This window comes from Candidatus Merdisoma sp. JLR.KK006 (genome assembly GCF_036941035.1).
In the GTDB taxonomy this organism is placed as follows: domain Bacteria; phylum Bacillota; class Clostridia; order Lachnospirales; family Lachnospiraceae; genus Laedolimicola.
This window is the reverse complement of sequence record NZ_JAYMNS010000004.1, coordinates 1-24,914: the sequence shown is the minus strand read 5'-3', so window position 1 is coordinate 24,914 and position 24,914 is coordinate 1. Positions and strand designations below refer to the sequence as shown.

Sequence of the window (24,914 nt, the reverse complement as noted above, 5' to 3'; positions counted from 1 at the left end):
TATTATTACCAATTTTTTAATTATTTCTATCAGATTCCCTTTTCATTGATTTTAATACCTTCTTCCTCGGGTACATATTCCAGAATATCCCCTGGTTGACAGTCTAAAGCTTTGCAGATAGCATTCAAGGTAGTAAAACGTACAGCTTTTGCTTTATTATTTTTCAAAATAGAGAGATTTGCCATAGTAATATCTACTTCCTTAGCTAACTCTGTCACCCCAATCTTTCGCTTTGCCATCATAACATCCAGATTTATCACAATTGACATATGCTGCTCCTTCCTTCTGCCCCCGTTTTCCTCTATATAGTCAAATCATTTTCCAGTTTATAAGTAACTGCTTGATCAAATACATTGGAAAGTACCTTGCTAAATAATCCGGCAATTATAAATACCAGAATGATTACCAGGGTTGCAGGAGTAATTACAATAAACAGCCTGACTGCACTTAAAGCAGCAATACAAAAACTATAGTTTCCCATTTTCTTTAATCCCCGAACATTTTCTTTAACAAAGCAGTCCTCATTCAACACCGTTCGAAACATAGACCGCAGCTCTAAGATAATTAAAATAGCAAAAATTCCCGAAATAAAGAATAAAATCAGCATAGGAAAATAAAAAATCTTATAGTGAGGAAAATAGTTTCCAATAAATCTGAGAGAAAGAGGAAGGCTTATACATGCGAAAATTCCTGCATAAAACATAAAATCTAAAATTCCTTTTGTTATTTTTGTTACATTCACTCGATTCATACTATGTCTCCCATTTATGATCTTTATGAAAAAAGATGCAGTTACCGCTTTTTAGCTGATAACCGCATCTTATCATACTTATTTTTGGGAATCAATATATATTTATTGATTTACGATAAAATTATTCATTTTTATCCTGACTTTCAGATTCTTGATTCTTTTGAGAGTTTTCTGAATCTTCTGGATCTGTTTCCTCTTCTGAATCTTCCTGTCCCCGAACCTTGGCAATACTTGCCACTACTACATTTTCGGAATCCACATTCATTAGCTTCACACCTGAAGCAATTCTTCCTACAATGGAAATTCCATTGCAGGGGATACGAATAACAATTCCCTCCGTAGTAATAAGCATTACCTCATTTTCCTCATTTACCGCCTTAGCGCCAATTACATATCCTGTCTTTTCTGTAATCTTGTAGCATTTAATTCCCTTACCGCCGCGATTCTGTGAATTAAATTCTTCTATGTGAGTACGTTTTCCAAGTCCTTTTTCTGATACAACCAGAAGATACTCACCCTGGGTATGCACCTGCATAGCGACCACTTCATCCTGATCGGTCAGATTCATTCCAATTACTCCCATGGAAGTACGGCCCGTAGGTCTTACATCTGTCTCATGGAAACGGATGCACATACCAAATTTTGTGATAAGAAATACATCCTGTTCATTATCTGTATATTTTACTTCAATCAGTTCATCCCCATCTCGAAGGTTAATAGCCAGCAGCCCTGTCTTACGAACATTCGCATAATCCAAAATTGAAGTTTTCTTTACAAGTCCATTCTTGGTAGCCATAAACAGATATTTACCTTCATTGTAATCCTTAATAGGAATCACAGCTGTAATCTTCTCACCCGGCTGCAGCTGCAGCAGATTGATAATAGCTGTTCCCCTGGAAGTTCTGCCGGCCTCTGGAATTTCATAAGCCTTCAAGCGGTATACTTTACCTGTATTGGTAAAAAACATCAGATAATGATGGGTGGTAGTCATCATAAGATCCTCAATATAATCTTCATTGATAGTCTGCATTCCCTTGATGCCCTTGCCCCCGCGATTCTGACTCTTAAAATTATCCGTAGTCATCCGCTTGATATAACCCAGATTTGTCATAGTAATCACTATTTCTTCATTTGGAATTAAATCTTCCATAGACAAATCAAATTCATCATAACCAATATGGGTTCTTCTCTCATCACCATATTTCTCAGAGATAACAAGAATTTCCTCCCTGATAACTCCTAAAAGCTTCTTTTCATCTGCAAGAATAGACTTTAAATACTCTATCTGCTCCATAAGGCTCTTATATTCTGCTTCCAGCTTCTCTCTCTCCAATCCGGTGAGAGCTCTCAGACGCATATCTACAATGGCCTGTGCCTGGATATCATCCAGACCAAAGCGTTCCATTAATCCCTCTTTTGCAATCTGAGTAGACCGGGAACTGCGGATAATCTTGATCACCTCATCAATATGATCAAGGGCAATGAGCAATCCCTTTAATATATGTGCTCTCTCCTCAGCCTTATTCAGCTCATACTTTGTCCTTCGTGTAACCACATCCTCCTGATGAAGAAGATAATACTTCAGCATATCCAAAAGATTTAAGGTTTTCGGCTGATTATTCACCAGGGACAGCATATTTACTCCAAAGGTATCCTGAAGCTGTGTATGCTTGTAGAGCTGATTTAAAATGACATTTGCATTTACATCCTTTCTCAGCTCAATATTAATCCGCATTCCCTCTCGGCTGGATTCATCTCCAATATAAGTAATACCGTCAATTCGCTTTTCCTTAACCAGATCTGCAATTTTCTCAATAAGACGTGCTTTATTTACCATATAGGGAAGCTCTGTGACTATAATACGATTCTTTCCGTTGGCCATTGCTTCAATATTTGTAACAGCACGAACACGAATTTTTCCCCGTCCGGTTCGATAAGCTTCCTCAATGCCTCTTGTACCCAGAATTTCTGCTCCGGTAGGAAAGTCCGGACCTTTAACAATCTTTAATACTTCTTCAATTTCTGTATCTCGATCTTCTAAAACCCGATTATCAATAAGCTTTACAACTGCGGCAATTACTTCCTTCAAATTATGAGGCGGAATATTGGTAGCCATTCCTACGGCAATGCCAGTCGTACCATTTACCAGAAGATTTGGATATCTGGAAGGAAGCACGGAGGGCTCCTTCTCTGTCTCATCAAAGTTAGGTACAAAGTCTACCGTATCTTTGTTGATGTCTGCCAGCATTTCCATGGAAATCTTGCTTAAACGCGCTTCTGTATAACGCATGGCCGCTGCACCGTCTCCATCAACAGATCCAAAATTGCCGTGTCCGTCTACCAAAGGATAACGGGTAGACCATTCCTGAGCCATGTTAACCAAAGCTCCGTAGATAGAGCTGTCTCCATGAGGATGATATTTACCCATAGTATCGCCGACAATACGGGCGCATTTACGATGAGGCTTATCTGGACCATTGTTTAATTCAATCATAGAGTACAGCACACGGCGCTGCACTGGCTTTAAGCCATCCCTTACATCTGGAAGAGCACGAGCCGCAATAACGCTCATAGCATAATCAATATAGGAATCTTCCATGGTCTTTTTCAAATCTACCTCATGGACCTTGTCAAAGATATTATCTTCCATTCTATTCTCCTATTCAAAATCGCTGTGCGATAGCACTAAAGAGTAAAATCACTTCGACACACAGGTAATGAGAGAAACTTTCATTCGAAAGGGCACTCATGAAAGTTCCTCTCGTGCGCCTTTGCGACTTTACCATTCTGTAATTATTTATTCTATATATCCAAATTCTTCACATACTTCGCATTCGTCTCTATAAACTCCCGTCTTGGTTCTACTTTATCTCCCATAAGAGTAGTAAAGGTTAAATCAATCTCTGCGGAATTTGTATCGTCTATCATAACACGTTTTAAGATTCTGTGCTCCGGATCCATAGTTGTCTCCCAAAGCTGATCTGCATCCATCTCTCCCAAACCTTTATAACGCTGAATCTTATTGCTTTGATCCCGTCCAACCTCTGTTAAAATCTGATTCAATTCTTCATCACTGTAGGCGTACCATACTTTTTTATTTTTTTCCAGCTTATACAGAGGAGGCTGTGCCAGATATACATAACCCTCCCGAATCAAATCCGGCATAAAACGATAAATAAAGGTCAAAAGCAGGGTACTTATATGGGCGCCATCAACATCTGCATCTGTCATGAGAATAATCTTGTGGTAACGAAGCTTTGAAATATCAAAATCCTCATGAATTCCTGTTCCAAATGCAGTAATCATAGCTTTAATCTCTGCATTGGCATATATTTTATCAAGTCTTGCTTTTTCTACGTTCAAAATCTTTCCGCGCAGAGGAAGAATTGCCTGTGTTGCACGGGAACGAGCTGTCTTTGCAGACCCCCCTGCAGAGTCACCCTCTACAATGTAGATCTCACAATTTTCCGGATTCTTATCAGAACAGTCTGCCAGCTTGCCAGGCAAAGCCATACCGTCAAGAGCCGTCTTTCTTCTAGTCAGATCACGGGCTTTTCTTGCTGCATCTCTGGCTCTCTGAGCTAAAATTGATTTCTCAAGAATTACCTTTGCAATGGTTGGATTCTGCTCCAGAAAAATCATCAATTGTTCAGATACCACATTATCTACAGCTCCCCTGGCTTCACTGTTGCCCAGCTTCTGCTTCGTCTGACCTTCAAACTGAGGCTCACCAACTTTTATGCTGATAATGGCTGTCAAACCTTCTCTGATGTCCTCGCCGCTCAAAGAGGGTTCACTATCCTTTAAAAGCTTATTTTTTCTTGCATAATCATTAAAGGTTTTTGTGAGTGCATTTTTAAATCCTGTTAAATGAGTTCCTCCTTCCGGAGTATTAATATTATTTACAAAGCTGTAGCAGTTTTCTGTATAAGAATCATTATGCTGCATAGAAACCTCTACATATACATCATTTACCATGCCTTCACAGTAGATAATAGGCTCATAAAGGCTGGTCTTAGAACGATTCAGGTATTCCACAAACTGCCGGATTCCTCCTTCATAACAGAACTCCTTTACAACCTCTTTTTCTTCCCTTTTATCTCTGAGAATAATATTTAATCCTTTTGTCAGAAAAGCCATCTCACGAAGGCGTATCTTTAAAGTATCATAATCAAAAACTGTTTCTTCAAATATCTTCTTATCCGGAAGAAATACTACCGTGGTACCTGTTTTTTCAAGGTCACAAGTTCCTATCTCTTTCAGCTTATAGATTACATGGCCTCTTTCATAACGCTGTCTATAGATTTTTCCTCCACTGTAAATAGTAACCTCTAACCATTCGGAAAGAGCATTTACTACAGAAGCTCCCACACCATGAAGTCCGCCGGATACTTTGTATCCTCCGCCGCCAAATTTACCGCCTGCATGAAGAATAGTGAATACTACCTCTACAGCTGGTATCCCGGCCTTGTGATTAATTCCTACCGGAATTCCCCTTCCATCGTCAATAACTGTAATAGAATTATCTTTATTGATGGATACGTCAATATTTTTACAAAATCCTGCCAATGCCTCGTCTACGGAATTGTCCACAATCTCATATACCAGATGGTGGAGCCCCCTGGCAGAGGTGCTTCCAATATACATGCCAGGTCTTTTCCGGACTGCTTCCAGCCCCTCCAAAATCTGGATTTGATCTGCACCGTACTCTGTACTCATATATAACCTCCTATTTTTATTTCCTCAATATGCTCTGTATAACTCTTATCCAGAACAAATTGCTGCTTCTAATTCTCATCCCATACGGCACCTTCGATTACCCGAAATACCTTATTAATGGAAAACCTATGATTGACAAATTCGTCCAGACCCGTACAGGTAATCATAGTTTGAATATCATGAATACTGTTTAATAAATAGTTTTGCCTATTATGATCAAGTTCAGACAAAACATCATCTAATAACAATACCGGTGTATCATGAATGATTTTTTTTACCAATTCAATTTCCGATAATTTCAGGGAAAGTGCGGCTGTCCTTTGTTGGCCCTGAGAACCGAATTTTCGAATATCAATAGAATCTATAACGAACCGTAAATCATCTCGATGGGGGCCTACAGTAGAAGTTTTCATTTTTCTATCCCGATCCCTGTTCCTTCGAATCATCTCATAAAGATCTGCTACCTCTGCATTTTTTTCATAAGAGATTTGAAGATCTTCTTTGCCACCTGAGAGATTTTTATGGATTCCGGAAATAATCTCACTTAATTGTCGAATAAATAACTCCCTTCCGACAATAATCTTACTTCCATACTCTGCCAGCTGCATATCCCATACATCCAGAGTTTCTTCCAGATCACTGCGAAGTGCCAAATCTTTTAAAAGCCGATTTCTCTGGACTACAATCCGATTGTAATTGGTCAGATTATGCAGATATACCTTATCAAGCTGGCATAATTCCATATCCAGAAATCTTCTTCTTTCTCCCGGCCCCTGCTTAATAATACTCAGGTCTTCCGGAGAAAAAAATACAAAATTAGCAATTCCAAAGAGCTCACCTGCTTTTTTGATGGGAATACCATTAACTGCAATTCCCTTTGTTCTGCTCTTTTTTAAATGAATATCAATACGATAATCCATTTCGCCCTTTTTTACAAAAGTACGCAGATGGCCTTCTTCTTCTCCAAAAAAGATCATATCCCTATCCCGGCTTCCCTTGTGAGACTTTGTAGTGCCGCTTAAATAGACAGCCTCCAGGATATTTGTCTTTCCCTGGGCATTATCCCCATAGAAGATATTCGTATTTTCATCAAAGTACAGCTTCAATTCCCGGTAGTTCCGGAAATTCTTCAGCTCTATGGATTGTATAATCATGACACCCTGACATCCTGTCCATGGTAAGAAAAAATATCACCAGAATGAAGTTTCTTCCCTCTCTGATACTCTGTCTCCCCATTTACTCTTACATGCCCTTCTTGTATCACATACTTTGCATCCACACCGGAATCTACCAGCCCGGCCAGCTTCAAAGCCTGGCCAAGCTTAATAAATTCATCCCGAATATGTATTTCTTCCATATGTTCTCCTATTCCTTAATTGACTGCACTATTAAAATTCACAGGCAGAATCAGATAAATATAAGACTGTTCTTCATCTCTTATAAAACAGGGTGCCTTTGGATTTACCATATATAGTGTAATTATTTCATCATCAATCACTCTAAGTGCATCAATCAAAAACTTTGGATTAAATCCAATTAAAATATCTTTTCCTTCTTTTTCAATCACAATCTCCTCATTCATAGAACCTACTCCTGAGGTTATCTTAAGATGCATTTCTCCATCGCCGATCTCAATGATAATCGGCTTTTTATCACCCTCCTTGATAAGGAGAGTGGCACGATCAATACAATTTAGCAATTCTTTTTTATTTACTTGAACCTTTGTCTCATAATCATTGGAAAGCATCTGTTCAATGCGAAAGTATTCTCCTTCAATCAGACGGGAAACAACGACTGTCTCATCAAATTCAAAAACAATATGATTTTTTGTAAAAAAGATATTGACAAAAGAATCCATTTCTCCGGAAAGGATCTTGCTGATTTCCATTAGAGTCTTTCCTGGTACAATGACTTTTTTCGAGTCATAGCTTTCCTTTAACTCCAAATTGCGGATAGAAACACGATGGCCATCCAAAGAAACTACCTTCAAATTGTAGTCGTTTAGTTCAAATAGTTCTCCTGTCATCATTTTATTATTTTCATTGTCAGAGATAGAAAATATGGTCTGCTTAATGATTTCTTTTAAACTGAATTGAGAGATACTGATATGATCTTCTTTTTCTATATAAGGAAGATAGGAAAAATCCTCGCCTGACTTTCCTGAAATATTAAACTTTGCTTTCTCACAGGTAATCTTTGTCTGGAAGTTGGCATCTGTTTCAATAGCAACATAATTGTCCGGAAGCTTTCGAACAATTTCTGAAAAAATCTTAGCATCAATGGCTACAATACCTTTTTCCAGAATATCACCTTCAATAACAGTCTCGATTCCAAGTTCCATATCATTTGCTGTAAGCTTGATTTTCTGAGCAGAAGCATCAATCAGGATACATTCCAAAATGGACATTGTTGTTTTGGAAGGAACGGCTTTCAAAACTATGTTTACACCTTTTAATAAATCTGTTTTATTACAAACGATTTTCATGATGTGGAAAACTCCTTTCATATATATATAAATAAAATAATCCGTCTTAGTCTTAGTAGGGGCTGTGAATATGTTGAAAACCAGTTTTAAGCCTTGTAATAAAGGCATTTTCCAAAAGGATAAGTATGTGAAAATATTATAGAAGGCTTGTGGAAAACAGGGTAGGTTGTACACATACTTGAAGTTGTGAAAAGTTTTCCACTGCTTATCCCAACGTTATCCATAAGTGTAGAGGGATAAATTTTAATTGGGATAGATCTTTTTCCGTATGGTTTCAACGAGACGTACGGTAGAGTCATTCACCTTTAATTCATTGGAAATTTTTTCTACTCCGTGCATAACCGTTGTATGGTCTCTGCCTCCTAAGAGCTCTCCAATTCGTTTAAAGGAGGTTCCGTGATCCTGGCAGAGGTACATGGCGATCTGTCTGGGGTATACAATATCAGCAGTTCGCTTTTTACCTTTGATGTCATCTGGTTTTACATGAAAATGTTCTGCAACAATATCAATGATCAGTTCTGGTGTAACCTTACGGCTCTCTCCAGGTGAAATAATATCCTTAATTGCTTCCTCAGCCAGAGGCATGTCAATAGGACGTTTTTCCAATGTAGAAAGGGCTATGAGTCGATTGAAAGCTCCTTCCAGCTCACGAATATTGGATTTTACATTGGTAGCTATGTAGGTAATGATGCCATCATCAATCTGATATCCTTCCAATTCTTCTTTTTTACGAAGAATTGCCATACGAGTTTCAAAATCCGGGGAAGAAATATCGGCAATCAGGCCGCATTCAAAACGTGTCCTTAAGCGTTCCTCAAGAGTCTCGATATCTTTGGGAGGACGATCACTGGAAATTATAATCTGCTTATTGACATTGTGAAGGGAGTTGAAAGTATGGAAGAATTCTTCCTGAGTACTTTCTTTTCCAATAATGAATTGTACATCGTCAATTAACAGAACATCAATATTCCGATATTTTTCTCTGAATTTGGTCATACCAGTTGGATCACCTGCACGGAGAGTTTCGATCAATTCGTTGGTAAAATATTCACTGGTTACATAGAGAACCTTCATATTAGGATTAATATTTAATATATGGTTTGCAATGGCGTGCATCAAATGGGTTTTGCCAAGTCCTACACCTCCATGGAGAAAAAGCGGATTATAGACAATTCCCGGTGTTTCAGCTACGGCCAGAGATGCAGCATGGGCAAACTTATTATTATTTCCTACTACAAAAGTGTCAAAGGTATATTTTGCATTAATATTAGACTGTTCGGAAATTACATTTACTGGTACTTGTCTGCGTAAAGCGGAAGTAGCAGGCGATTCCTTTTTCTGCTTTAGGTCAAATGCGTCAGCTTCTTCTTTTGTGATAAATTCAATGTCATATTTTTCCCCTGTGAATTCTGCAATGGCTACATAGATTGGAATTTTAAATTTTGAATTTAAATAAGTAACCATTTGATCTACGGGTACAATAATCCGTACGGTATGACCTTCTATGCTGTGTATTTTTAAAGGAAGAAGCCATGTCTCAAAGGACACATCTGAAAGTTCATGTTCTTTTCGAATATGTTCCAGAATATCGCTCCATTTATCTAAAATTAGGTTCATTGTATTATTCTCCTCAAAGTGGCTGTAAAAAAATGCATGCTACCCTATATTCAATAATATAACAAATCATTTTCATAATCAAGAAAAAATAAAAAATTCCATTTTTCCACATTTTATCCACAACTTATCCACATATTGTGGATAAAATTTTCTTTAATAACAAAATACTGTTTAAAATCCAGAAAACGAAAAAAGCCTGTAAATTGCTTGACTTTGTAGGCTTTTCCGAATATAATTGAGATAATGTTTTTTAGAAGAGGAGGTGTTTTGAGAGATGAAAATGACATTTCAGCCAAAGAAGAAGTCCAGAGCGAGAGTTCATGGATTCAGAGCGAGAATGAGTACTGCTGGCGGAAGGAAAGTGTTAGCAGCTAGAAGATTAAAAGGAAGAAAGAAGTTATCAGCGTAGGCCGCATATATGTGGCCTTTTTCCTTAGATCTGCACGTGTCTTTTGTGCATAAAGGGATACCCGTATGGTGTTTCTTTAGATCTGCACGTGTTTTTTTGATCTGCTTATGTTTTGATGTGGAGGAGATATGAAGTATCCTCATTCAGAATCGTTGAAAAAGAACCAGGATTTTCGGCTTATATATAAGGAAGGAAAATCTTGTGCAAACCGTTATCTTGTTCTCTATGTAAGAGAAAACGGTCTTGCAAAGAACCGTCTTGGTGTATCCGTCAGTAAGAAAGTAGGCAACAGTGTGGTAAGACACAGGATAACAAGACTGGTCAGGGAAAGTTACCGGCTACAGGAAGACATGTTCAATAGTGGTTTGGACATGGTAGTCATCGCAAGGGTAAATGCAAAAGGAAAAAGCTTTGAAGAGATCCGCAATGCATTGCTTCACTTGGGAAAGCTTCAGGGAGTTATCAGAAAAGAATGAAAACCATATTGATCAGATTGATTCAATTTTATCAGAAATATCTATCGCCGATGAAAAGTACCAGATGTCCTTACATTCCAAGCTGTTCCCAGTATGGATTGGAGGCCATTCAGAAATATGGAGCCATAAAAGGAAGTATTCTGGCTGTATGGAGGATTTTAAGATGTAATCCATTTTCTAAGGGAGGATATGATCCGGTGCCGTAAGGTTTCCTTTAGCCGCAAAGATTTTTGAGGAAAAGGATATCCAGGGGTAAAAGCTAAAGGAGGATTTTTCCATTGACAAGTTTGTTTTTAACACAGGATTCTAGATTTATTCTGGGTGATATTGCGAAAATATTAGGCTGGATTATTAATCAGATTTTTAATTTTCTGGATTCTATCGGAATTGCCAATGTAGGCTTTGCTATTATTCTGTTTACCATTATTGTATATATGCTTATGATTCCGTTGACATATAAGCAGCAGAAGTTTTCAAAAATGTCTATGCGGATGAATCCGGAGATCCAGGCGATTCAGAAAAAGTACAAAGGAAAACAGGATCAGGCGTCTATGCTGAAGATGCAGGACGAGACAAAGGCTGTCTATGCAAAGTACGGCACTTCGCCTACGGGAACCTGTCTTCCCATGCTTATCCAGTTTCCGGTTCTGCTTGCAGTATATGCAGTGGTGTATGCGATTCCCGCATATATTGATAAGATTAAGATGGCTTACTATCCTCTGGTGACAGATTTGCTGAGTACTTCGGGCGGAAGCGCATTTATTAAGGGACTCAAAAGCGCTGCGTCCTTTCAGAAGCGTGATTTTGCTTTGGAGAATACCATCATTGATGTGCTGAATAAGGCAACTACCGCAGAGTGGGAAAGTATAGCAGCGGAATTTCCAGGCTTAAGCAGTGTTGTGGAGAGTACGCAGCACACTTTGAGCGGTTTTAATGATTTTCTGGGACTGAATATTGTAAATTCACCCTGGTATACCATTAAGGAAAGTTTTGCTGAGGGGAATTATCTGTGGATTGTAGTTGCACTTCTTATTCCGGTACTGGCGGGCTTAAGTCAGTGGTTCAGCTTGAAGCTGATGCCCCAGGCGGCGGCTTCTGCGGACGGTGAGAATAATGAAATGATGCAGTCCATGAAAATGATGAATAATTTTATGCCTCTTATGTCCGTATATTTTTGTGCCATTCTTCCCGTTGGTGTAGGCATCTACTGGATTATGAGTGCTGTGGTCCGTACCATTCAGCAGTTGATAATCAATAAGCATCTAAGTAAGATGGATATTGATGAAGAAATTAAAAAGAATATAGAAGCTTATAATAGGAAGAGAGAGAAAAACGGGCTTCCTCCGGAACGGCTTAGTAATGTAGCAAGGACAAGCACCCGCAATGTAGAGACAACAAAAAGAGAGATTACTTCTGAGGAACGTCAGAAAGCAATTCAGGATTCTACCGAATATTACAGTAAGGGAACGGCAAAACCGGGAAGTCTGGCAGCCAAGGCGAGAATGGTAGAACAGTATAATGAAAAGAACAATAAGGGCAAAAATAAATAAAAAGTGAGGGGTTCACTATGGAATATATTGAAGTTTCGGCAAAAACAGTTGATGATGCTATATTAGAAGCTGCAATTAAGTTTGGCACTACGCGGGATAAGATTGCATACGAAGTGATTTCTCAGGGAAGTGCCGGATTTCTTGGTATTGGAAGTAGAAAGGCTGTGATCAAAGCTCATATTCAGACTGAGGAAGAGATTCAGGCATCAAAGAAAGCAGAAAAAGAAGTAGAAAAGATTTTGGAAAAAGTAAATGAGAAAGCTGTAGAAAAGCCTGTATCTCCGGAACCTAAAAAGGAGCCTGCAAAGGAAGTAAAAAAAGAAGTTAAAAAGGAACAGGCTGAAAAAGAGGAAAAGCCTGCTGTAGAAGTAAAAGCAGAGAAGAAGCCAGAGAAAAAACCGATTGAGATTGATGTAGTTCCTGTTCAGGAATTTTTGAATAAGGTATTTGCAGCTATGGAAATGAAAGTTCAGGTAATAGTAACTGCTCATCCTCAAGAACATGAAATTACTGTTGACCTGGAAGGGGATGATATGGGTGTCCTTATTGGAAAGAGAGGACAGACTTTAGATTCTCTTCAATATTTGACCAGCCTGGTTGCGAATAAAAAGAGTGAAGAATATATTCGTGTAAAGGTTGATACGGAAAATTATCGGGAAAGAAGAAGAGCAACCTTAGAGAATCTTGCAAAGAATATTTCTCATAAGGTAAAAAGAACGAGAAAGCCTGTTTCCTTAGAACCTATGAATCCTTATGAACGGCGTGTGATTCATTCGGCTCTTCAAAATGATAAATTTGTTTGTACTCATAGTGAAGGGGAAGAACCTTATCGCCGTGTAGTTGTAACTTTGAGAGAAGGAGTGCGTTTGGAACATTATAATGGAGGAAAAAATCGGAATCGTTATAACCGCAATTCCCGTGGACAGCGGTCTAAGTAAATGGCAATTCTGTTGACTGAGAGAAAAAGGAACGCTGAGGCGTTCCTTTTTGTGAAGATAGGAAAAAGAAAGGGTATTTCTTATGAATAGTGATACGATTGCAGCTATATCTACAGCTATGTCCAGCGGAGGAATTGGAATTATTCGTATTAGCGGAGAAGATGCTTTCTCTATTATAGAACAGATTTTTAAATTTAAAAATCCGGGAAAAAGAATATCGGATCAGCATTCATACACTATTCATTATGGAAATATCTATGATGGAGAAGAATTGCTGGATGAGGTGATTATTCTTTTGATGAAGGCTCCCCACAGCTATACGGCGGAGAACACTGTAGAAATAGATTGTCATGGAGGTATTCTTGTACTTCGCAGGATTTTGGAGACTGTCATCAAAAAAGGGGCACGTCCTGCTGAGCCAGGGGAATTTACAAAGCGTGCGTTTCTCAATGGAAGAATGGATCTTTCGCAGGCAGAAGCAGTTATGGATTTGATTCAAGCAAAGAATCAATTGGCCTTGAAAAGTTCTGTTTCTCAATTAAAAGGCTCTGTCAGTGAAAAAGTAAAGGATTTTAGAAAACGGATTTTATATGAAACTGCTTTTTTAGAATCTGCTTTGGATGACCCGGAGCATATCAGTCTGGATGGATATAGTGATAAGCTTTCAAAAAATCTGGAATATCTTATTTCAGAGATTGATAAACTCTTAAATACTTTTGATAATGGAAGAATTGTAAAAGAGGGAATTAAGACTGTTATTTTAGGAAAGCCGAATGCAGGAAAGTCTTCACTTATGAATGCTCTTCTTGGAGAGGAACGTGCAATTGTAACAGAGATTGCGGGAACGACCCGGGATATTTTGGAAGAACAGCTTCATTTGGATGGAGTCAATTTGAATATTTTGGATACGGCAGGAATCAGGCAAACTCAGGATATTGTAGAACAAATAGGTGTGAATCGGGCAAAGGAACAAGCTGAATCTGCTGATTTGATCCTATATGTGGTGGACAGTTCCTGCGCTTTGGATGAGAGTGACAAAGAAATTCTTGCTTTTTTGCATAATAAGAAGTCGATTATATTGTTGAATAAATCAGATTTACTGTCTGTTGTAACAGAGGAAATGATTCAGGATCAGATACAGCATCCAGTGGTTACAGTATCAGCAAAAAGTGGTCATGGACTGAAAGAATTGGAAGAGATAATTCGAGATTTGTTTTTTCAGGGAAGTATTTCTTTTAATGATGAGCTTATTATTACAAATATTCGTCATAAGACTGCTTTGGAGAAAGCAAAGGAAAGCCTTTTTATGGTGAAGAATAGTATCTGTGAAGGAATGCCGGAGGATCTTTATACTGTTGATTTGATGGGTGCTTATTCTTCTTTGGGAGCTATTTTAGGAGAAGAAATGAGTGAAGATCTAACGCAGGAAATTTTTAGTCGTTTTTGTATTGGAAAATAATGGAAGGATATGAAAGATGAAATCGGAATCTGTGTATAGTGAAAATTGTCAGGTGGCTGTAGTAGGTGCCGGACATGCAGGCTGTGAAGCGGCGCTGGCTTGTGCCAGATTGGGTTTAAAAACTATTATGTTTACAGTAAGCATTGACAGTATTGCACTTATGCCTTGCAATCCAAATATTGGAGGAACCTCAAAGGGACATTTGGTTCGTGAGATTGATGCTTTGGGCGGAGAAATGGGAAAGAATATTGACAGGACTTTTATCCAGTCAAAAATGCTCAATGTTTCCAAGGGTCCGGCAGTACATTCTCTGCGTGCACAGGCGGACAAATCTGAGTATAGTCGTAGTATGCGTAGAGTTTTGGAAAACACAGAAAATCTTTCAATTGTGCAGGCTGAAGTAACAGAGATTTTATCAGAGAATCATCATGTGACTGGGCTTAAGACTTATTCCGGAGCTGTTTATTATGCGGAAGCTGTAATACTTTGTACAGGCACATATTTAAGAGCAAGATGCATTTATGGAGATGTAAGCAATGCCACGGGACCTAATGGGTTGCAGGCGGCCAATTATTTGTCAGATTCTTTAAAGTCTTTGGGAATTCAAATGTATCGTTTTAAGACAGGAACTCCTGCACGTATTGATCGACGTTCCATTGATTTTAGTAAAATGGAGGAACAGTTTGGTGATGAGAAAGTTGTTCCTTTTTCTTTTACTACAGATCCGGAAGATGTTCAGAAGGAACAGGTATCATGTTGGTTGACTTATACTAATGAAAAGACTCACGAAATTATTCGTGAGAATTTGGATCGTTCTCCTTTGTATTCCGGTATGATAGAAGGGACAGGGCCAAGATACTGCCCTTCTATTGAAGATAAGGTAGTAAAGTTTGCAGATAAAAATCGGCATCAGGTATTTATTGAACCGGAGGGACTTTATACCAATGAAATGTATGTGGGTGGCATGTCCAGCTCTTTACCAGAAGATGTTCAGCATAAGATGTATTCTTCTGTAGCTGGTTTAGAGAATGTAAGGATTGTTCGAAATGCTTATGCTATTGAATATGATTGTATTGATCCCAGACAGCTTGCTCCTACTTTAGAATTTCGGGATGTTTCCGGATTATTCAGCGGTGGCCAGTTTAATGGAAGCTCCGGTTATGAAGAGGCGGCAGCACAGGGGCTTTTGGCAGGTATTAATGCATCTATGAAAATACTAGGAAAAGAGCAATTGATTTTGGATCGTTCTCAGGCTTATATTGGTGTATTAGTAGATGATTTGGTTACAAAAGAAAATAGGGAACCTTATCGAATGATGACTTCTCGTGCCGAATATCGTCTTTTATTGCGTCAAGACAATGCCGATCTGCGTTTAACTAAGCTGGGGTATCAAGTGGGGCTTATTTCAGAAGATCGATATCAGCTACTTTTGGAAAAGGAAAAACAGATTTCAGAGGAAATCAACAGAGTGCAGCATGTGAATATTGGAACGGGCGAAAAGGTACAGAGATTATTAGAGCGAGCAAAAAGCGCATCTCTTACATCTGGTTCTACTCTTGCAGAATTGATACGTCGACCGGAACTAAATTATGATATTTTGGCACCTTTGGATCCGGAACGGCCAAAGCTTGCTAAGGGTGTGGCGGAGCAGGTAAATATTAATATTAAATATGAAGGATACATTAAGCGTCAGGAAAAACAGGTTGAGCAATTTAAAAAATTAGAAAATAGGTATATTCCTGGAAATTTTCCATATGCGGAAGTTCCGAGTCTTCGTTTGGAAGCAAGACAGAAGCTTGAAAAATACAGACCTGTATCTATCGGACAGGCTTCCCGTATTTCCGGAGTATCACCGGCAGATATTTCGGTACTTTTGGTTTATATGGAACAACAAAAAAGAAGACTTATAAATTAAGGTAAGTATGAATAATGGATAAAATGGAAAAGATTAAAGAAAAATTTAAAAAACTTAAATTAGAATTGACAGATCAACAAGCAGTTCAATTTTTTCAATATTATGAGTTTTTGGTGGAAAAAAATAAGGTAATGAATTTGACTGCGATTGTAGATTTTGATGAAGTGATATTGAAACATTTTATTGATAGTTTGATGATTCATCAGATAGTTATTCCCAAGGGAAGATTAATTGATGTAGGTACTGGTGCAGGATTTCCCGGGATTCCTTTAAAAATTATTTATCCGGATTTAGATGTGGTGTTATTGGATTCCTTAAATAAAAGGGTTCAATTTTTAAATGAGGTTATTCAAAAACTTGGATTAGAAAAAATTATAGCAATCCATGGTCGGGCGGAAGATTTAGCAAAAAAGGATAATTATAGGGAACAATTTGACCTTTGTGTTTCCAGAGCTGTTGCAAATTTATCAACTTTATCAGAATATTGTATTCCTTTTGTAAGAAAGGAAGGTTTTTTTATTGCGTATAAGTCAGGTAAAATACAGGAAGAATTAGAATCTGGGAGAAGAGCAATTAATATTCTTGGAGGAATAATAGAGGAGCAGAGAGAAGTATTACTTCCTGATACAGATGTTTTTCGTTGTATTGTAAAAATAAGAAAAACGGGATATACGCCAAAAAAATATCCAAGAAAAGCGGGAATGCCTGCAAAGGAACCTCTATGCTCGAAATAATTCTGATTTTTAAAATGTTTCACGTGAAACAAATAAAATAGTTTTATACTGCAGAATAATGTGATATAATTAAAACTAACTTGTGAATGAATGTTTCACGTGAAACATAAAAAATAGGAAGGAAATATTTGTTTATGGGAAGAGTAATAGCTATTGCCAATCAAAAGGGCGGTGTAGGTAAGACAACAACTGCAATTAATTTATCCGCTGCCCTAGCAGAAAAAAATAAGAAGGTTCTATTAATAGATTTAGATCCCCAAGGAAATGCAACTAGCGGTGTGGGTGTTGATAAAAGTCAATTAGAATATACAGTTTATGATTTAATTCTAGGAGAAGCAGCTATACAAGATTGCATTGAATTTACAGAGTTTGAAAATCTTTATTTGATTCCTTCTAATGTGGATTTAGCAGCAGCGGAGATAGAATTGATAGGTATACCAGAAAAGGAATATATTATAAAAAAAGATGTAGATGAAATTAAAGACAAATATGATTTTATTTTAATAGACTGCCCTCCATCTTTGAGCCTTTTAACAATTAATGCTATGACTACAGCAGATACTGTCTTAGTCCCAATTCAGTGTGAGTATTATGCTTTGGAAGGATTGAGTCAGTTAATACATACTATTAATTTGGTAAAAGAACGGTTAAACCCATATTTGGATATAGAAGGAATCGTCTTTACCATGTTTGATGCCAGAACAAATCTTTCTTTGCAGGTAGTAGAAAATGTAAGGGCAAATGTAAAACAAAAGGTATATAGTACAATAATCCCAAGAAATGTTCGTCTGGCGGAAGCACCCAGCCACGGGTATCCCATTACCATATATGATACAAAATCAGCGGGAGCAGAAAGTTATAGGGCTTTGGCAGAAGAAGTTATAAATAGGGAGGAAGACTAAAGTGGCAAGGAAAAGTGGGTTAGGAAAAGGATTGGATAGTCTTATTCCGGAAACAATTAAATCATCACAGCCAGAAAAAGAAAAAATAGTAGAAAAGATTGTTGAGAAACCTATAGAATTAAAAATAAAGATTTCAAAGGTGGGACCAAATAAAGATCAGCCTCGAAAACAATTCGAGGAAGATGCTTTAATGGAACTTGCAGATTCTATTCGTCAGTTTGGTATTATTCAGCCCCTGATTGTGCAAGAAAAAAACGGATTTTATGAGATTATTGCAGGAGAGAGAAGGTGGCGAGCTGCAAAACTAGCGGGTCTAAAAGAAGTTCCTGTTATAGTAAAAGAATATACAGATCTGGAAGTTGTTGAGATATCTCTGATTGAAAATATTCAAAGGGAAAGTCTTAATCCCATTGAAGAAGCTATAGCCTACAAACGTCTTTTGGAAGAATTTAATCTGAAACAGGATGAGGTAGCAGAAAGAGTTTCAAAAAGCCGAACTACGGTTACTAATTCAATGCGTTTATTGAAATTGGATGAACGAGTACAGCAAATGGTGATTGATGACATGCTTACAACAGGACATGCCAGAGCATTATTGGGAATTGAAGATCCTGAGCTGCAAGTGACAACAGCAGCTCGCGTATTTGATGAAAAACTTAGTGTCCGTGAGATTGAAAAAATTGTAAAGGACATTCAGAAAGGAAAGACAGAAAAGAAAAAGGAAAAAGTTGTACAAGATTTTATTTATACGGATTTGGAAGAAAAGATGAAAGAGGCTGTTGGAAGTAAGGTATCTATTCATCAAAAAGCAAAGGGTAATGGAAAAATTGAGATAGAGTATTATTCTAAAGAAGATTTGGAACGAATTATTGATATTATATTGAATACTTCTCATACATAATAAAAATATCAGAAAGATGATTAAAATTTAAAATACGACAGGAGGAAAAAGACGTGAACAGCCCAGTTTTAGATTACATCTATCAATATACAGGAATTGACCCTGCGTATTACTTATTTGCTATAGTACTTCTTTTAGTAGTCCTTATAATTATAATAATTATCGTGTTATGTAAACAAAAAAAGCTGAAAAAGCGTATAGAAGCTTTTTTAGAAGGAAAAGACGGTAAGAGTTTAGAAGAAGAACTTCTCTCTTATATGGAGAAGGTCCAAATTGCAGATAAAGAAAATAAGAAATTGCAGGTAGAAATAGAAGTGTTGAAGAAAATTCAGCGTATGACTTATCAGAAAATGGGAATGGTAAAATATGACGCATTTCGCGAGATGAGCGGTGAATTGAGTTACGCATTAGCACTTTTAGATCAAGAGGAAAATGGATTTATTATAAATTCAGTGTATGCAAATGAAGGAAGTTATTCCTATGTAAAACAAATTGTAAAGGGAGAATGTCAGATTAATCTTTCAGAGGAAGAAGAAAAAGCCCTGAATCAGGCAAAAAATAAAAGCTAGGCTTGAAAAATGAATCAGAGTGGTATATGATGAAAAAGCAGTAAATGACTAAAGGAGATTACAATTATGCTGGATATGAAGTTTGTACGGGAAAACCCGGAGATTGTAAAGCAAAATATAAAGAATAAATTTCAGGATCAAAAGCTTAAGCTGGTAGATGAGGTTATTGAATTGGATGCACAAAAAAGGGAAGCTCAACAAGAGGCAGATGCTTTACGAGCAGCGAGAAACAAGCTTTCCAAGCAGATCGGCGCATTGATGGGTCAGGGAAAAAAGGAAGAGGCAGAAGAAGTAAAGAAGCAGGTTGCTGCACAGGCAGATCGCCTGTCTGCTCTTTCGGAAAAAGAAAAAGAGTTGGATGAGAAAATATTAAAAATCATGATGACCATTCCTAATATTATTGATCCAAGTGTTCCCATTGGTAAGGATGACAGTGAGAACGTAGAGGTACAGCGTTATGGTGAGCCGGTTGTACCTAATTTTGATATTCCCTATCATACAGAAATTATGGAGAAATTCAACGGCATTGATTTAGACAGTGCCAGAAAAGTAGCAGGGAATGGATTTTATTATCTTATGGGAGACATTGCAAGGCTTCATTCTGCAGTAATCGCCTATGCCAGAGACTTTATGATCGGCAGGGGATTTACTTATTGTGTACCGCCCTTTATGATTCGCAGCAATGTAGTTACAGGTGTTATGAGCTTTGCAGAGATGGATGCCATGATGTATAAGATTGAAGGAGAAGACTTATATCTGATTGGTACCAGCGAGCATTCCATGATCGGAAAATTTATTGATACGATTCTTCAGCCGGAGAGTCTTCCGCAGACGCTGACCAGTTATTCTCCCTGCTTCCGCAAGGAAAAGGGTGCTCATGGTTTGGAGGAGCGAGGCGTGTATAGGATTCATCAATTTGAGAAGCAGGAAATGATTGTAGTCTGTGAGCCAGAGGACAGTCCTATGTGGTTTGATAAGCTGTGGCAGAATACGGTAGATCTTTTCCGTTCTCTGGATATTCCGGTTCGGACATTGGAATGCTGTTCCGGAGATTTGGCGGATTTAAAAGTGAAGTCTGTAGATGTGGAAGCCTGGTCACCCAGACAAAAGAAATATTTTGAGGTTGGAAGCTGTTCGAATCTGGGAGATGCCCAGGCCCGGCGCTTAAAAATTCGAATCAATGGAGAAAAAGGAAAGTACTTTGCGCATACATTAAATAATACAGTAGTTGCACCGCCTCGGATGTTGATCGCATTTTTGGAGAATAATTTGAATGCGGATAGCAGCGTCAGCATTCCAGAAGCTTTGCAGCCCTATATGGGAGGTCAGAAAGTAATCAAGTAAAACATTTTTATAATATGTGGATAAGTGTATAATATGTGGATAACTTTCTAAAAAATTATCTTTCGTGTGTATTTTTTCGTACAATGAGTTAAATAAAAGTTTACACAGGTATTGATTCATTGGAAAAGGGAGGTGAAATACGGTGCACGAATATTTGAGAGCTGTAGGTTTTAGCGAAATTGAAAATAAAGAGCAACTGAATTTTTTGCTTCAAATGACAGAAGAAAGCTATCAAGGTGAACGCACCTCCGGTAATCGGAATGGAGTGGACTTTTCCGAGCGGAAAAAGGAATTTGCACCAGGAATGGGAATTATACTTCGCGGAGAATACGATGAAAACGAAAATTATCGCAGGGATTACTATTTTCCTTATTTTCAGGGAAAACAAGAAAAGCTGTATGACAGTGTTACAGTAGAGCGTCATGCTGAAAAAGAATCCTATGCAGGCGTCTGCGATGATCTGTCTCTAGGCGTATCTATTATTTTTTATGTTCAGAATGTGGCAGATCTGTTAAATGAAAAGCGATTGAACCAGCTTTCCTCCTGCACTGTAACACTTAGGTTTACTGGTCTTTCTGTAAGCGGCAAGGTACTGCTTCCTGTAATCAAAGGAATGACAGAAGAAGAAAATTCTGATGCTGTCCTTCAGAGAACAAAATTAATTCAGGCAGCCAGAGATGGTGATGAGGAAGCTATTGAAAATCTAACCCTGGAGGATATGGATATTTATTCTATGATTTCCAGAAGAATAGCAAATGAAGATGTGTTTTCCATTGTGTCTACATACTTTATGCCTTATGGAGTAGAGTGTGACCATTACAGTATACTGGGAGAAATTTTAGAGTGTAAGCAGGTGGAAAATAGTTTAACGGAAGAACAGATCTATGTGCTTACGGTGGAAAGTCATGATTTAATTTTTGAGGTTTGTATCAATCAAAAAGATCTTTTAGGAGAGCCCCAAGTTGGCCGTCGGTTTAAGGGTGTTATATGGTTGCAGGGGGAAATGATATTTCATCCATAGGAAAATTAGATGAAAAAAAGCTAAAACCTGATAATTAGGTTTTAGCTTTTTTATACGTTCCCGAGGTGATTCGAACACCCGACCTACCGCTTAGGAGTCAAATCAACCCGTTTTTTTGAGTCCAGCAAACTCTCTGTTGTCCATATTTTCCGTGTAATTTGGACTTTTTTGAGGGTAGTTGTCCATCTAAAACCGTTTTTTCCGTCTAATATTGTTTAGTCCCTGCCCGTCCAATTAGCAGGCTATTAGCAAGGAAAAGATTCGTATGGTGGTCAGCTACCTTTTTATTTGCAGACTCTACATAGGCAAAGAGCGCTCATTCCTTCAGCAACGCATTATTTTCCTAATCATAACATAAACAGTTTTACAGTACAAGATTTGGCTCAATATTTCAAAGGAGATTGAATATATGGACTATCAATTAGAAATCAAACAAATCGTGGACTATCCCCGGTGCCGCATCTACCGGGAATTCATCCGCACGCTCATGGAGGATAGGAACATCCGCACAAACGGAAGTTCCTATCTTTTTTATTACATGACACTCTGCTCCTATGCAAACTTCCGCTCTTCCTATCAGAGACTGGAGGGCATCTCCTATCTGGTTGGCCCCGGAGAATGGATCTGCAGGACTTCAGAGCTTTCCGGATGGTTCCGCACACGGTTCCAGCACCAGGCACTGTCCATCCTGGATTTTCTCCAGAACCAGAATTACATTACCTATACCCGCCTCGGCAGGGGGCATCTCATCAAATTCTGCATTACCGGATGGAAAAAGCATAATACCGCACTCGACTACAACTACCCATGTCAGAAGGATGTGGGCTTTTTCTTTTTCCCGGTTGCTGCAGTCCATGAGCTGATTAGTATGGGAAAATGCTCAGAGATGGATATTGTACTGGATCTTTGGGTACACGCCATCTACAACGACAGCCAGGTCCAGGGCTCCGAACTCGGCCCCGTGGTCTATTTCCGCAACTGCACCGGCAATCCGCTGACCAGCTGCAGCGACCTTTCCCTGCGCTGGGGCATCTCGAAAGCAACTGTCAGCCGGATACTCAATAAGCTGCAGGAGAAGGAATACCTTTCCCTCGTTTCCTTTACTGGGCGTCACGGCAGTGTGATCTATCTGTGCAGCTACTTATCCACCATGTTCAATATCAGTGACGTCATGATCGACAAAGAGGAGGTTTCCATGACATTCCAGGTTCCTGTCCATATTACGGAAAATGCTCCCATTCCGGAAAATACTGTTGTCAGAGAAGAGCAGATTTACATAGCGGAGGAGCTGGATACCGTTTCATCCCTGTCCGGCAGCGTTTCAAAATCCAACATCTGCCAGGTCATCCGAAAAACGGCGGAAATCCTTGTAGCACAAGGGGTTCCGTGCTGTGAATGCTCCGAAACCCTGTATAAGTTATATCCCTTATCCGACTGCAGGGAAACAGATTTTAGGTATTCACTGAAGATATGCTGTCTGGATGGGAGAATCCCTTATCAGTTTGAGCTGACGCTTTCTCCTGCCAAGCTCTGCTGAGGGCACCACGTCCATCGTTCAGTAACAAAATCCCAATTCGTCAATCAAAAGCACAAGAAAGATGAGGTAAATACTATGGCAAACACAAGACCAAATAAAAACATCCCAACACAGGAGGAGAACCCTCTGTTTCATGATACCTGGAAACTGTTAAAGAATTACAGGGATGCCGTCTGGAATCTGGAACTGGCGGTCCAGCAGGTACGAAACACCTTTGAAATCGAGTACGGAAGCAGCATTGAAGAATTTCTGGATTCCATGTATATTGCAGGTGCGGATGTAGGAGGAACCAAACTGGAGAACTATGCAAAGAGCATTGAGCGAAGCAATAAGATGCTTACACTCTTAAACTCTGCCGTGGACATCCTGCGGAATAAGCACAAGCATGGAGAACAGTATTACTGGATCCTTTACTACAGCTACCTGTCTCATCAACAGCTTCAGAATACGGATGAAATCATTGAGAACCTGCGTCCGCATATTGCAAATATATCCCCCAGAACCTACTATCGAAAGCGACCAGAAGCAGTGCAGGCGCTCAGTTCTATTCTTTGGGGATATACCTCCAAAGGTTGTCTGGAGATACTGGATAAGTTCTTTCCAGAGGGGAAATAATAGACATTTCATAGGCTGGCACTCATAATAGTCTAAAAAACAGGAGAGTGTCAGACTATGAATACTTTAAATGATTATGTTGCGGAATATATTGAATATTGTGAATACAGGAAGCGTCTTGACCAGAAGACATTGAAAGCTTATCGGATTGATCTGAGGCAGTATACAAATTATCTTCAAAATATTTCGGAATTTTATTTCAAGGATAACCTTGATAACTACATTACCTATTTGCATAAGCAGTATAAGCCGAAAACGATTAAACGCAAGATTGCCAGTCTAAAAGCCTTTTTTCATTATATGGAGTACAAAGAGGTTATAACTGAAAATCCCTTCTCTAAACTGGATATCCGTTTCCGGGAGGCAAAGCTTTTGCCTAAAACAATTCCTTTTCACGCTATACAAACTTTCCTGTCCACCTTATATCAGCAGAAAGAACAGGCAACCTCAGAATATCAGCTCCGGTGCTGTATTCGGGACATTGCTGTTATTGAGCTTTTATTCGCTACTGGAATGCGTATATCTGAACTATGCTCTTTGCGCCCGGTAAACATAGATTTTATCAGTAACAATATTTTGATTTATGGTAAAGGAGCCAAAGAGAGAATCCTGCAGATTGGTAATCCAGAGGTTCTCTCGGCTCTTTCTTTATATCATGGGACTTTTAAGTCTGATATTGATACTTGTGGGTATTTTTTTGTAAATAGACTGCAGAAGAAATTGTCAGATCAGTCCGTCCGCTATATGATTATACGTTATGCCAAACTTGCTGGAATTGAACAGCATTTGACACCACATATGTTCCGACACTCTTTTGCTACTCTGCTTTTGGAGCAGGATGTGGATATTCGGTATATACAAAGAATGTTGGGACATAGTTCTATAAGCACAACAGAAATTTATACACATGTGTCGAATGTTAAGCAAAAGGATATTTTGTTTAATAAACATCCCCGAAATCTGATGGAGCTT

At 38.5% G+C, this 24,914-nt stretch carries 24 protein-coding genes; 16 read left to right on the top strand and 8 right to left on the bottom strand.

Going from position 1 to position 24,914, the window contains the following annotated elements:
- Nucleotides 1-29 precede the first annotated feature (29 nt).
- From VSQ61_RS04580 to dnaA, 8 genes are all read right to left on the bottom strand, one after another.
- Complete coding sequence (locus VSQ61_RS04580; RefSeq protein ID WP_334343265.1) at nt 30-269, bottom strand: helix-turn-helix domain-containing protein; 240 nt, start codon at nt 267-269, stop codon at nt 30-32.
- A 32-nt stretch (nt 270-301) separates the two neighbouring features.
- Nucleotides 302-751 (bottom strand): DUF2975 domain-containing protein, encoded by a 450-nt coding sequence (locus tag VSQ61_RS04575; RefSeq protein WP_334343264.1) that lies wholly within the window; start codon nt 749-751, stop codon nt 302-304.
- Between the two features lie 121 nt (nt 752-872).
- Nucleotides 873-3,401 (bottom strand): DNA gyrase subunit A, encoded by a 2,529-nt coding sequence (gene gyrA / locus VSQ61_RS04570; protein ID WP_334343263.1) that lies wholly within the window; start codon nt 3,399-3,401, stop codon nt 873-875.
- Nucleotides 3,402-3,553: 152 nt separating this feature from the next.
- The gene (gene gyrB, locus VSQ61_RS04565) at nt 3,554-5,470 is read right to left on the bottom strand and encodes a DNA topoisomerase (ATP-hydrolyzing) subunit B (RefSeq protein ID WP_334343262.1); all 1,917 of its coding nucleotides are present in this window, start codon (nt 5,468-5,470) and stop codon (nt 3,554-3,556) included.
- 68 nt (nt 5,471-5,538) lie between these two features.
- Entirely contained in the window at nt 5,539-6,624 is a 1,086-nt protein-coding gene (gene recF, locus VSQ61_RS04560) for a DNA replication/repair protein RecF (protein ID WP_334343261.1), read from the bottom strand.
- A complete protein-coding gene (locus tag VSQ61_RS04555; protein ID WP_334343260.1) occupies nt 6,621-6,827 on the bottom strand; it encodes an RNA-binding S4 domain-containing protein in 207 nt (68 codons plus the stop codon). The genes recF and VSQ61_RS04555 overlap by 4 nt, the downstream gene beginning before the upstream one ends.
- A 15-nt stretch (nt 6,828-6,842) precedes the next feature.
- Complete coding sequence (gene dnaN, locus VSQ61_RS04550; protein ID WP_334343259.1) at nt 6,843-7,955, bottom strand: DNA polymerase III subunit beta; 1,113 nt, start codon at nt 7,953-7,955, stop codon at nt 6,843-6,845.
- Nucleotides 7,956-8,198: 243 nt separating this feature from the next.
- Entirely contained in the window at nt 8,199-9,572 is a 1,374-nt protein-coding gene (gene dnaA / locus VSQ61_RS04545; protein WP_334343258.1) for a chromosomal replication initiator protein DnaA, read from the bottom strand.
- A 274-nt stretch (nt 9,573-9,846) separates the two neighbouring features.
- Here dnaA and rpmH point away from each other — a divergent pair, with 274 nt between their 5' ends.
- The 16 genes from rpmH to VSQ61_RS04465 form a co-directional block, all read left to right on the top strand.
- A complete protein-coding gene (rpmH, locus tag VSQ61_RS04540; protein ID WP_160562916.1) occupies nt 9,847-9,981 on the top strand; it encodes a 50S ribosomal protein L34 in 135 nt (44 codons plus the stop codon).
- Nucleotides 9,982-10,109: 128 nt separating this feature from the next.
- Nucleotides 10,110-10,457: a ribonuclease P protein component gene (gene rnpA / locus VSQ61_RS04535; protein WP_334343257.1), complete on the top strand. Its 348-nt coding sequence runs from the start codon at nt 10,110-10,112 to the stop codon at nt 10,455-10,457.
- A complete protein-coding gene (yidD, locus tag VSQ61_RS04530) occupies nt 10,454-10,663 on the top strand; it encodes a membrane protein insertion efficiency factor YidD (RefSeq protein WP_334343256.1) in 210 nt (69 codons plus the stop codon). Before rnpA ends, yidD begins: the two co-directional genes overlap by 4 nt.
- A 72-nt stretch (nt 10,664-10,735) precedes the next feature.
- Nucleotides 10,736-12,007, top strand: coding sequence for a YidC/Oxa1 family membrane protein insertase (locus VSQ61_RS04525; protein WP_334343255.1), 1,272 nt, complete (start codon nt 10,736-10,738; stop codon nt 12,005-12,007).
- A gap of 17 nt (nt 12,008-12,024) precedes the next feature.
- Nucleotides 12,025-12,945, top strand: coding sequence for an RNA-binding cell elongation regulator Jag/EloR (gene jag, locus VSQ61_RS04520; RefSeq protein WP_334343254.1), 921 nt, complete (start codon nt 12,025-12,027; stop codon nt 12,943-12,945).
- A gap of 82 nt (nt 12,946-13,027) precedes the next feature.
- Complete coding sequence (gene mnmE / locus VSQ61_RS04515; RefSeq protein ID WP_334343253.1) at nt 13,028-14,404, top strand: tRNA uridine-5-carboxymethylaminomethyl(34) synthesis GTPase MnmE; 1,377 nt, start codon at nt 13,028-13,030, stop codon at nt 14,402-14,404.
- 16 nt (nt 14,405-14,420) lie between these two features.
- Nucleotides 14,421-16,319: a tRNA uridine-5-carboxymethylaminomethyl(34) synthesis enzyme MnmG gene (gene mnmG, locus VSQ61_RS04510; RefSeq protein ID WP_334343252.1), complete on the top strand. Its 1,899-nt coding sequence runs from the start codon at nt 14,421-14,423 to the stop codon at nt 16,317-16,319.
- Nucleotides 16,320-16,342: 23 nt separating this feature from the next.
- Nucleotides 16,343-17,053: a 16S rRNA (guanine(527)-N(7))-methyltransferase RsmG gene (gene rsmG, locus VSQ61_RS04505; protein WP_334343442.1), complete on the top strand. Its 711-nt coding sequence runs from the start codon at nt 16,343-16,345 to the stop codon at nt 17,051-17,053.
- 134 nt (nt 17,054-17,187) lie between these two features.
- A complete protein-coding gene (locus tag VSQ61_RS04500; protein WP_334343251.1) occupies nt 17,188-17,955 on the top strand; it encodes a ParA family protein in 768 nt (255 codons plus the stop codon).
- A gap of 1 nt (nt 17,956) precedes the next feature.
- Nucleotides 17,957-18,856, top strand: coding sequence for a ParB/RepB/Spo0J family partition protein (locus VSQ61_RS04495; protein WP_334343250.1), 900 nt, complete (start codon nt 17,957-17,959; stop codon nt 18,854-18,856).
- 53 nt (nt 18,857-18,909) lie between these two features.
- Entirely contained in the window at nt 18,910-19,425 is a 516-nt protein-coding gene (locus VSQ61_RS04490; protein ID WP_334343249.1) for a DUF4446 family protein, read from the top strand.
- A gap of 66 nt (nt 19,426-19,491) precedes the next feature.
- A complete protein-coding gene (gene serS, locus VSQ61_RS04485; RefSeq protein WP_334343248.1) occupies nt 19,492-20,769 on the top strand; it encodes a serine--tRNA ligase in 1,278 nt (425 codons plus the stop codon).
- 142 nt (nt 20,770-20,911) lie between these two features.
- Nucleotides 20,912-21,790 (top strand): DUF3881 family protein, encoded by an 879-nt coding sequence (locus VSQ61_RS04480; protein WP_334343247.1) that lies wholly within the window; start codon nt 20,912-20,914, stop codon nt 21,788-21,790.
- A gap of 409 nt (nt 21,791-22,199) precedes the next feature.
- Complete coding sequence (locus tag VSQ61_RS04475) at nt 22,200-23,327, top strand: MarR family transcriptional regulator (protein ID WP_334343246.1); 1,128 nt, start codon at nt 22,200-22,202, stop codon at nt 23,325-23,327.
- Nucleotides 23,328-23,402: 75 nt separating this feature from the next.
- Nucleotides 23,403-23,942, top strand: a complete 540-nt coding sequence (locus tag VSQ61_RS04470; protein ID WP_334343245.1) for a hypothetical protein — start codon at nt 23,403-23,405, stop codon at nt 23,940-23,942.
- A gap of 57 nt (nt 23,943-23,999) precedes the next feature.
- The coding region (locus VSQ61_RS04465) for a tyrosine-type recombinase/integrase (RefSeq protein ID WP_334343244.1) at nt 24,000-24,914 on the top strand (915 nt) is incomplete at its 3' end.

Bases quoted from the DNA above. Each gene is read 5' to 3' on its own strand.
- VSQ61_RS04580 (WP_334343265.1), bottom strand. From the start codon at position 269: ATGTCAATTGTGATAAATCTGGATGTTATGATGGCAAAGCGAAAGATT.
- VSQ61_RS04575 (WP_334343264.1), bottom strand. From the start codon at position 751: ATGAATCGAGTGAATGTAACAAAAATAACAAAAGGAATTTTAGATTTT.
- gyrA (WP_334343263.1), bottom strand. From the start codon at position 3,401: ATGGAAGATAATATCTTTGACAAGGTCCATGAGGTAGATTTGAAAAAG.
- gyrB (WP_334343262.1), bottom strand. From the start codon at position 5,470: ATGAGTACAGAGTACGGTGCAGATCAAATCCAGATTTTGGAGGGGCTG.
- recF (WP_334343261.1), bottom strand. From the start codon at position 6,624: ATGATTATACAATCCATAGAGCTGAAGAATTTCCGGAACTACCGGGAA.
- VSQ61_RS04555 (WP_334343260.1), bottom strand. From the start codon at position 6,827: ATGGAAGAAATACATATTCGGGATGAATTTATTAAGCTTGGCCAGGCT.
- dnaN (WP_334343259.1), bottom strand. From the start codon at position 7,955: ATGAAAATCGTTTGTAATAAAACAGATTTATTAAAAGGTGTAAACATA.
- dnaA (WP_334343258.1), bottom strand. From the start codon at position 9,572: ATGAACCTAATTTTAGATAAATGGAGCGATATTCTGGAACATATTCGA.
- rpmH (WP_160562916.1), top strand. From the start codon at position 9,847: ATGAAAATGACATTTCAGCCAAAGAAGAAGTCCAGAGCGAGAGTTCAT.
- rnpA (WP_334343257.1), top strand. From the start codon at position 10,110: ATGAAGTATCCTCATTCAGAATCGTTGAAAAAGAACCAGGATTTTCGG.
- yidD (WP_334343256.1), top strand. From the start codon at position 10,454: ATGAAAACCATATTGATCAGATTGATTCAATTTTATCAGAAATATCTA.
- jag (WP_334343254.1), top strand. From the start codon at position 12,025: ATGGAATATATTGAAGTTTCGGCAAAAACAGTTGATGATGCTATATTA.
- mnmE (WP_334343253.1), top strand. From the start codon at position 13,028: ATGAATAGTGATACGATTGCAGCTATATCTACAGCTATGTCCAGCGGA.
- mnmG (WP_334343252.1), top strand. From the start codon at position 14,421: ATGAAATCGGAATCTGTGTATAGTGAAAATTGTCAGGTGGCTGTAGTA.
- rsmG (WP_334343442.1), top strand. From the start codon at position 16,343: ATGGAAAAGATTAAAGAAAAATTTAAAAAACTTAAATTAGAATTGACA.
- VSQ61_RS04500 (WP_334343251.1), top strand. From the start codon at position 17,188: ATGGGAAGAGTAATAGCTATTGCCAATCAAAAGGGCGGTGTAGGTAAG.
- serS (WP_334343248.1), top strand. From the start codon at position 19,492: ATGCTGGATATGAAGTTTGTACGGGAAAACCCGGAGATTGTAAAGCAA.
- VSQ61_RS04475 (WP_334343246.1), top strand. From the start codon at position 22,200: ATGGACTATCAATTAGAAATCAAACAAATCGTGGACTATCCCCGGTGC.
- VSQ61_RS04470 (WP_334343245.1), top strand. From the start codon at position 23,403: ATGGCAAACACAAGACCAAATAAAAACATCCCAACACAGGAGGAGAAC.